Source organism: Thalassospira sp. UBA1131, assembly GCF_002311515.1.
Taxonomy (GTDB): Bacteria; Pseudomonadota; Alphaproteobacteria; order Rhodospirillales; family Thalassospiraceae; genus Thalassospira.
The window spans coordinates 5,120-10,824 of sequence record NZ_DCAO01000074.1; the positions used below are offsets into that span (position 1 = coordinate 5,120).

The 5,705-nt window shown below is 56.5% G+C and carries 6 protein-coding genes; all 6 read right to left on the reverse strand.

The window, feature by feature from the left end; translation table 11 throughout:
* On the reverse strand, window positions 1-1,217 hold a 1,217-nt coding region (gene ffh / locus B3Z49_RS11815; protein WP_296991027.1), incomplete at its 3' end, for a signal recognition particle protein.
* A gap of 265 nt (window positions 1,218-1,482) precedes the next feature.
* On the reverse strand, window positions 1,483-2,340 hold the full coding sequence (gene panC, locus B3Z49_RS11820) for a pantoate--beta-alanine ligase (protein WP_296991028.1): 858 nt from the start codon (window positions 2,338-2,340) through the stop codon (window positions 1,483-1,485).
* A 45-nt stretch (window positions 2,341-2,385) separates the two neighbouring features.
* A complete protein-coding gene (gene panB / locus B3Z49_RS11825) occupies window positions 2,386-3,231 on the reverse strand; it encodes a 3-methyl-2-oxobutanoate hydroxymethyltransferase (RefSeq protein ID WP_296991030.1) in 846 nt (281 codons plus the stop codon).
* A gap of 213 nt (window positions 3,232-3,444) precedes the next feature.
* Window positions 3,445-4,143 carry a cyclic nucleotide-binding domain-containing protein gene (locus B3Z49_RS11830; protein WP_296991031.1) on the reverse strand — a complete coding sequence of 233 codons (699 nt, stop codon included), beginning with the start codon at window positions 4,141-4,143 and terminating at the stop codon, window positions 3,445-3,447.
* Between the two features lie 79 nt (window positions 4,144-4,222).
* Window positions 4,223-4,411, reverse strand: a complete 189-nt coding sequence (gene ccoS / locus B3Z49_RS11835; RefSeq protein WP_008889820.1) for a cbb3-type cytochrome oxidase assembly protein CcoS — start codon at window positions 4,409-4,411, stop codon at window positions 4,223-4,225.
* 4 nt (window positions 4,412-4,415) lie between these two features.
* The coding region (locus tag B3Z49_RS11840) for a heavy metal translocating P-type ATPase (RefSeq protein ID WP_296991034.1) at window positions 4,416-5,705 on the reverse strand (1,290 nt) is incomplete at its 5' end.

Here is a 5,705-nt window from a genome sequence, read left to right on the forward strand (position 1 = left end):
CCACAGCCAGCGGCAATACGCTTTTTGCGCGATGCCTTGATCAGGGCCGGGTTTTCACGTTCTTTCGGCGTCATCGACAGGATGATCGCTTCCTGGTGGGTCAGAAGTTTGGGATCAAGCTTGGTCTGCGACATCTGTTTTTTCAGCGCGCCCATGCCCGGCAGCATCCCCATGATGCCGGAAAGATCACCCATTTTCTGAAGCTGTTTGAGCTGTGCCAGAAGGTCGTTCAGGTCAAACTGACCCTTGCGCAGCTTCTTGGCCATTTTCTCGGCGTCTTCGGCCTTGATGTTTTCGGCAGCCTTTTCAACCAGGCTGACAACATCGCCCATGCCAAGAATACGGTTGGCGATACGATCAGGATGGAAGGCTTCCATCTCGTCGATTTTTTCGCCGATACCGATCATCTTGATCGGGCAGCCGGTGATCTGACGCATCGAAAGGGCGGCACCACCGCGCGCATCACCATCAACACGGGTCAGAACGATACCGGTGATGCCGACCTTGTCGGCAAATTCCTTGGCAACGTTGACCGAGTCCTGACCGGTCATCGCATCGGTAACCAGAAGGGTCTCGACCGGGTTGACGGCATCACGGATCTGGGCGACTTCGCTCATCAGTTCCATGTCGATATGCAGACGACCGGCGGTATCAAGAATGACCGCGTCATAGCCTTCCTTGCGGCCGGTATCCATCGCACGTTTGGCAATCGAAACCGGTTTCTCGCCCATGACGATCGGCAGAATGCCAAGACCGTTATCGTCGGCCAGCACTTTCAGCTGCTGCTGGGCGGCCGGACGATAGATATCAAGCGATGCCAGAAGGACTTTCTTGTTGCGCTTTTTGGTCAGGTTCAGCGCGATCTTGGCGGAACTGGTGGTTTTACCCGAACCCTGCAGACCGACCATCAGGATCGGAACCGGCGGGGTGGAAGCGAGATTGATTTCCTCGCCTTCACCCAGCATGTTTTTCAGTTCGTCATGGACGATCTTGACGACCATCTGGCCCGGCGTGACCGAGCGCAGAACATCGGCACCAACTGCACGTTCGGTGGCGTTGGAGATAAAGGTTTTAACGACCGGAAGTGCGACGTCCGCCTCAAGCAGGGCGACGCGTACTTCGCGCATGGCCTCCTTGACGTCGGATTCTTTCAGCGCGCCACGTTTGCGCAGCTTATCGAGAACCCCGCCAAGGCGATCGCTTAGTCCTTCAAACATTCCAAATCCCGTCTGTGTTGCTGGTGCTTCCACCGTGTGCGCACAAAAAACTAAAACCCAGTGCTCGAAACTCGAGGACTGGGGGAGTCACCTCTTGGGCGACCTTTGGTGGGGAGGGTTTATTGGATCAGGGGGTGGGAGTCAAGCGCAATCGGGCGCAAAAGCGCGTTATTCTGCGCTTTTCATCCTGTTTGGCGCGCAATCGGCGATTCCGCCACTGTGCCCGGGTGTTTAACCGGCAGTCATGCCCGGCTCATGCCCGGAACTACGCAGGCTCAATCGCGTGATTGTCAATCAGACGCGCCTTGCCAAGCCGGGCGGCAACAAAGATTCGGGCCGGTTTTGTCACCGTATCACTGATCAGTTCCAGCGTTTCGGCATCGCGGACTTCAAGGTAGTCAATCGGATCAAATCCGGCAGACAGGATATCCTCGCGCCCCTTGGCCAAAAGCGGGCCAAGTTCGGCACCATTGGCAGCCTTGGCAGTGATGTCGCCCAATACCTTGTTGAGTGTCGGGGCAATCGCACGTTCGTCGGGTGTCAGATAGCGGTTGCGCGATGACATCGCCAGACCATCATTTTCACGCAGAATCTTCGCCCCGATGATCTCGACCGGAATGTTCAGATCTGCGCTGAAACGCCGGATGACCATCAGTTGCTGGTAGTCTTTTTGTCCGAAAATCGCACAATCGGGCAGGGCCTGAAGCAGCAATTTGGTCACAACCTGTGCCACGCCATCAAAGTGGCCAGGGCGGGCCGCCCCACACAGCACATTGGTCATCGCGCCATCAACAGAGACCTTGGTGGCAAAGCCGTCGGGATACATTTCCTCGACCGAGGGAGCAAAGCACAGCTCGACCCCGGCGTCATCGAGCAGTTTCTGATCGGCGGGCAGGGTGCGGGGATAGGCACCGAAATCCTCGTTCGGGGCGAACTGGGTCGGATTGACGAAAATCGAAACGATCACCCGGTCTGCATGTTCACGGGCAAGGTGTGTCAGGCTGATATGGCCATCATGAAGCGCGCCCATGGTCGGAACCAGGGCGACACGCAGGCCTTCGGCGCGCCAGTTGGCAACAGTCGCGCGCAGATCAGCGACAGTGTGAACAGTCGTAAGGGACATCGTTTTCGTCGTATCGAAGATTGCAGAAAATCGCGGCGGTCTGGATCAGACCGCGCGCAACTTACCTTTTTTCGCTAACCCAAAGCAATGTTCATCCGTCGGGAACTGACGGGTGCGCACTTCGTCGGCGTATTGGCCGACGGCCTCGGATACCGCATCGCCAAGATTGGCGTAGCGTTTGACGAATTTCGGCGTGAAGTCGGAAAACAGGCCAAGGATGTCTTCGGTGACCAGAACCTGCCCATCACAGGCGACCGAGGCACCAATGCCGATGGTCGGGATGTCGATGGCCTCGGTGATCTGACGTGCGACCGGTTCAACCGTACCTTCGACGACAACCAAAAAGGCACCGGCCTTGGCAACCGCCTTGGCATCAGCAAGGGTTTTGCGTGCGGTTTCTTCGTCGCGGCCTTGGCTTTTGAAGCCACCCATGGTGTTGACCTGTTGGGGCATCAGGCCGATATGGGCCATGACCGGCACGCCGCGCATGGTCAGAAATTCGATGGTTTCGGCAAGTTCGGCACCGCCTTCAAGCTTTACGGCGGCACAGCCGGTTTCAGCCAGAATATGGGATGCCGTGCGGAACGCCTGTTCCTTGGATTCCTGATAACTGCCAAAGGGCAGATCAACAACAACACAGGCATTTTTTGATCCGCGCATCACGGCCTTGCCATGGTTGACCATCATATCGACGGTCACGGCAAGCGTGCTTTCCATGCCATAGACAACCATGCCCAGTGAATCACCGACCAGAAGCAGGTCGCAATGTTCATCAAGGCGTTGCGCCATCGGCGCGGTATAGGCCGTCAGGCAGACAATCGGATCTTTGCCCTTACGGGCACGGAGTTCTGGGACGGAGGTCCGGCCCATCTTTTTGCTGGTGGCACTCATGACGTTTCTCCCCCGGTACAACCGGATTTCGCTGCCCGATCTTTGTCGAGCGTGCGGTCATGTTTACAATATCATGACCGCGATCGGGAAACCTTTTTTGCAATCGCGAAATAGGCAATTCGGCCAATAATCGGGATTCCGGGCGTGGGTTGGCTGATCGTTCGAAGGATCAGCGTCCTAAAATGCTATTGGCCGATTACAGGCACGCAGAAATCACAGACCTTCGGCAAGATCTTCAAGCATGTCGAGACCGACCGCCTCGATATGGCGGTTATCCTTGAGCGTAATCATTGCTTCCTTGCGCAACTGGGTCAGGGTGCGTGACACGGTTTCAATGGTCAGACCCAGATAGTCGGCAATGTCGGAACGGCTCATGGGCACGTTGATAGTCTCGCTGCTTTCGCCGCGGTGTTCCTGACGGCGGGCCAGCATCAAAAGGAAGGATGCGACCTTTTCCTTGGCGGTCTTGCGGCCAAGCAGAAGCATCTGATCCTGTGCGGCGGCGAGTTCATCGACCGCCATGCCCAGCATGCGTTTTTCAAGATGCGGAAACTTGTCGAACAGTTTTTCCAGCTTCTGGCGCGGGAACCGACATGCGGTTACCGGTTCAATCGCCTCGGCGGTATAGCTGTAATTGGCATTCAGTGCGAGGCCAAGAAAGTCACCGGCAAACAGGAAACCGGTAATCTGGCGACGGCCATCGCCGAGCAATTTATACAGCTTTACAGAGCCGGATGTGACGTTGAAGACGTAGTCTGCGTCTTCTGCCTCGTGGAAAATCGTCGTGTGCGGGTCATAGTGTGCATGCGTAAGCAATTGACGCAGCTGATCATGTTCATCGCCATGCAATGCGGAGCAAAAAGTTAAGTCCTTGATAGAACAGGCTTCGCAGATTTGGGGGCGGACTGCCATCGTAGACTCCGATGCTGGTGACCCGGTAGGCGGATTGTAAACAAATCTATCCGATGAGATAGCCCTGTTTCAAGCAATTCTAACTATCGCCTTGATGGAACTTCTTTGAGTTCCCCGGAGGCGTGACGTCATCGTCATCAAACAGAATGCGATTTGCCGCACCTTCCATATCGTCAAACTGCCCGGAACGCAACGACCACAAGAAGGCCCCCAGGCCCAGAAGCCCCAGAAACAATGCAATCGGGATCAGGAGAAGGAGGTTGCTCATGGCATTATATCCCTGCCTGCTGCGACAACGTGGTCGCCGGTTTGATGCCGACCCCGTCAGACTTGCCCGATTTTGCGTGTAAACGCAAGGCATTGGCGATCACGATCAGGGATGAGGATGACATGGCGATTGCCGCAAAAAGCGGGGTGACAAACCCTGATACAGCCAGCGGGATCGTGATCACGTTATAGGCAAAGGACAGGGCAAAATTTTGACGGACAAGCCGATCAGCCTTGCGGGCGACATCAATTGCCTCGATCACGGCGCCGAGCCGATCACCCTGAAACACGATATCGGCCGCATTTTGCGAAATTTCAGCAGCCGTCGCCGGCGACATTGATGCATGGGCGGCGGCAAGGGCCGGTGCGTCGTTGATGCCATCGCCGACCATCAAATCATGGTTGCCCCGATCAGCGCGGGCCTGAATATGGTTGGCTTTTTCGGTTGGCGACATCCGTGCCATCCAGCTGGTAATGCCAAGTGTTTCGGCAAGCTGGCGCACGGTGCTTTCGCGGTCACCCGACAACAGGGTCATTTCAAAGCCACGCGTGCGCAGGGTGTCGATCACTTCGGGTGCGTCGCTGCGCATCGTATCGCGGAAGACAAACCGGGTCGGGGCAATGCCCGGTTCAGATAGCCACAATTCCGGTCCGGTAATATCGGATGGCACATCGGCGTTTTCGGCAACATCGCAGAAAGCACGACTACCAAGCCGGATCGGACCCGCAGGACCCTGCATCATCAGGCCAAGGCCAGCTTGCTCGGTAACATTGGTTTGCGGGGTCACGTTTCCAGCGGCACGCACCAGTGCGCGGGATAACGGATGGTTGCTGTTGGCGGCCATGCCGGCGGCAAGCATCAGTTTGTCTTGCTGTGGTTCGCCGACCAGTTCGGGTTTGCCCGTGGTCAGTGTGCCGGTTTTATCGAAAATGATGCCAGTAATCTTGGTCAGTCGTTCAAGGGCGGTTGCCGATTTGACAAGAATACCTGCACGCAACAGACGCCCGGTGGCAATCACCTGAACCACCGGAACCGCAAGCGCCAGAGCGCAGGGACAGGTAATGATCAGAACCGCGATGGCATTCATCAGCGCATCCTGCCAGCCAATCCCACCAATCAGCCACCAGCCGATAAAGGTCGCCAGCGACAGGGTATGAACAACCGGCGCATAGGCCTTTGCCACCCGATCGGCGATCGCGACATATCTGGCACGGCCCTGTTCGGCATTTTCCATCAGACGCACGATTTCCGAAAGCAACGTATTGCCACCGGTTGCCGTGACTTCGATACGAAG